Origin of the sequence: Mycobacterium sp. (assembly GCF_049647605.1) — a bacterium.
Lineage (GTDB): Bacteria > Actinomycetota > Actinomycetes > Mycobacteriales > Mycobacteriaceae > Mycobacterium.
Genome location: NZ_JBARXZ010000151.1, coordinates 1 through 2,958 on the forward strand (window position 1 = coordinate 1; position 2,958 = coordinate 2,958).

Below are 2,958 nucleotides of genomic sequence, written 5' to 3' on the forward strand. Positions count from 1 at the left end.
ATGCCGAGCAGGCGCGTCACGCGGGTGACGCCGCCGCCGCCGGGCAGCAAGCCGAGGCTGACTTCCGGCAGGCCCAGCTGGATCTTGCTGTCGTCGACGACGATCCGGTGGTGCGTCGCCAGCGCGATCTCCAGGCCGCCGCCGAGCGCGGCGCCGTTGATCGCCGCGACGACCGGCTTGCCGAGCGTCTCGAGCCGGCGCAGGTCGGCCTTCATCGCGCGAACGTGCTCGGCGACCTCGCCGGCGTTCTCCTTGGTCGCCTGCTTCAGATCGTTCAGATCGCCGCCGGCGAAGAAGGTCTTCTTCGCGGAGGTGATCACGACGCCCGTGATCGAGTCCTTCTCGGCTTCCAGACGGTCGACGGTCGCCTTCATCGACGCCGTGTACGCGGCGTTCATCGTGTTGGCGGACTGGTTGGGATCGTCGAGAATCAGGTTGACGACGCCGTCGCCGTCCTGCTCCCAGCGGATGGTGGTGCTCTCGCTCATCGCGTTCTACTCGCTCTTCGAAGTCTCAGGTCGGGTCGGAGCGCTAGACGCGCTCGACGACCGTGGCGATGCCCATGCCGCCGCCGATGCAGAGGGTCACGAGGCCGTAGCGCTTGTTGCGGCGCTCCAGCTCGTCGATGATCGTGCCGAGGATCATGCCGCCGGTCGCGCCGAGCGGATGCCCCATCGCGATCGCGCCACCGTTGACGTTCGTGATCTCGGGATCGATGTCGAGATCGCGGATCAGGCGCAGCGCGACGGCCGCGAACGCCTCGTTGATCTCGACGAGGTCGAGGTCGGACGCCTTCAGGCCGGCCTTCTCCAGCGCCTTGCGGCTGGCCGGCGCCGGGCCGGTCAGCATGATCGTCGGGTCGGCACCCGAGACCGCCGTCGCGAGGATCTTCGCGCGCGGCTTCAGTCCGTGACGTTCACCGGCGGCCTCGCTGCCGATCGTGACCAGCGACGCGCCGTCGACGATGCCGGACGAGTTGCCCGGGGTGTGGACGTGGTCGATCTTCTCGACCCAGTGGTACTTCTGGAGCGCCACGGCGTCGAAGCCGCCCATGTCGCCCATCATCGCGAACGACGGCTTGAGCCCACCGAGCGTCTCGGCCGTCGTGCCGCGGCGGATGAACTCGTCGCGGTCGAGCACGACCTGGTCGTTGAGGTCCTTGACCGGGACCACCGAGCTCTTGAAGTACCCGGCGTCCTCGGCCGCGGCGGCACGACGCTGCGACTCGACGGCGAACGCGTCGACGTCGTCGCGCGTGAAGCCCTCGACCGTGGCGATCAGGTCCGCGCCGACACCCTGCGGCACGAAGTACGACTCGTAGTTGGTCTCCGGGTCCATCGCCCAGGCTCCGCCGTCGCTGCCCATCGGCACGCGCGACATCGACTCGACGCCACCGGCGAAGACCAGGTCCTCCCAACCGGAGGCGACCTTCTGCGCGGCGATGTTGACGGCCTCGAGGCCCGACGCGCAGAAGCGGTTGAGCTGGACGCCCGCGACGGTGTCCGGCAGGCCGGCCTTGATCGCCGCGGTCTTGGCGATGTCGGCCCCCTGGTCGCCGACCGGGGTCACGCAGCCGAGCACGACGTCGTCGACGCCGTTCGGGTCGAGCTTCTCGTTGCGACCGAGGGTCTCGTGGATCAGACCGACGACCAGGTCGATCGGCTTGGTGCCGTGCAAGGAGCCGTTGCTCTTGCCCTTGCCGCGGGGGGTGCGGACGGCGTCGTAGACCAACGCTTCTGTGCTGCCCATGGTGGATCTCCTGTGCTCGGAACTGGCCCGCAAGCCCCTGACGAGAGGCCCACCCCCCATTCAGGGGACCGGAGACCGCGACAAGGCACGGCCGCCAGCGGGAATTGACGGTGGCGGCACGAATCTTAGCTAGCCAGCCAACTAATGGAAGCGAAAGCCGCGCGGATCGAACCGCGCGGCGAGCAACAAAAGCTACCGGGCGTAGCTACGGCCCTGCAAGCACCCGCTGCCCGCCGTGGCGATCACCCCGCGAAGCAGCGCGGCGATCACCCGACGGAACGTCCCTACGCGGCGTAGCGACGCGCCTGCTCGGCGGCGTCCGGGAACGCGAACGGCGTCCCCGTGGTCCGCTCCGGACGGAAGGCGAACGCCATCTGCCGCGGAGGCTCCAGGCCCTCGGCCCGATCGGGCCGGAAGGTCGCGCACGGGTCGGTGCGATCGAGCGCACAGAGCATGTGACGACGGAAGAAGCATCCGTCGCACGAAGGGGCCGCGATGGCCCGTGAGCGGTTCTGGGAGGCGTGGTTCACTGGTGCGTTTCGGGGGAAAGCGTAAGGCGGCAGGGGCGACCGTCGGACGCTGGGATCAGCGTCCGCAAACGGGGATGACGACGAGGCGATCCGGGCGTGGAGGACGCTCCTGGATCACTCCGAGATGCAAGTCCGGGGAGGCGGACTCGCGACTTGAGGCATCGAACCACAACGAGGCCCGGCGCGCGACCCTTGTTCCCGCTACTTGGTCACTTTTCGTGTGAATCCCGACGCAGGAAGTCCGCAAATCACGAAGAACTGCAACCGTTGCTCCATGCTGACCCTCGTCACGGGAGCGTCGGGCTTCGCCGGCTCGCTGCTGATCGATCCGCTGCGCCGCGCCGGGCACGACGTCCGGGCCTTCGCGCGCGACCCGTCACGGGTCACCCACGACGTCCCCGTCTTCGTCGGCGACGTCTCGACCGGAGCCGGACTGCGGGACGCCCTCGACGGGGTCGATGTCGCCTACTACCTCGTGCACTCGATGGAGCCGACCGTCGGCGACGAGAGCTTCGAAGCCCGCGAGCGCGCGTCCGCCGAGCGGTTCGCCGACGCCGCGAGCCACGCCGGCGTCCGGCGGATCGTCTACCTCGGCGTGATGATCGACGAGTCACGGCCGCTGTCGACCCACCTGCGCAGCCGCCTGACGGTCGAGCGGCTGCTGCGCGAAGCGACGCCC

3 protein-coding genes are annotated in these 2,958 nt (G+C 69.2%); 1 reads left to right on the top strand and 2 read right to left on the bottom strand.

Features of this window, described 5'->3' with window-relative positions; all coding sequences use genetic code 11:
• A partial coding sequence (locus WBB07_RS19125; RefSeq protein WP_526309968.1) for an enoyl-CoA hydratase/isomerase family protein occupies positions 1 to 488 on the bottom strand: 488 nt, incomplete at its 3' end.
• Positions 489 to 531: 43 nt separating this feature from the next.
• A complete protein-coding gene (locus tag WBB07_RS19130; RefSeq protein WP_526309969.1) occupies positions 532 to 1,749 on the bottom strand; it encodes an acetyl-CoA C-acetyltransferase in 1,218 nt (405 codons plus the stop codon).
• A gap of 804 nt (positions 1,750 to 2,553) precedes the next feature.
• Between WBB07_RS19130 and WBB07_RS19135 the strand changes: the two genes are divergently transcribed.
• Positions 2,554 to 2,958, top strand: a 405-nt coding sequence (locus WBB07_RS19135; RefSeq protein WP_526309970.1) for an NAD(P)H-binding protein, incomplete at its 3' end; no start/stop codon positions are given.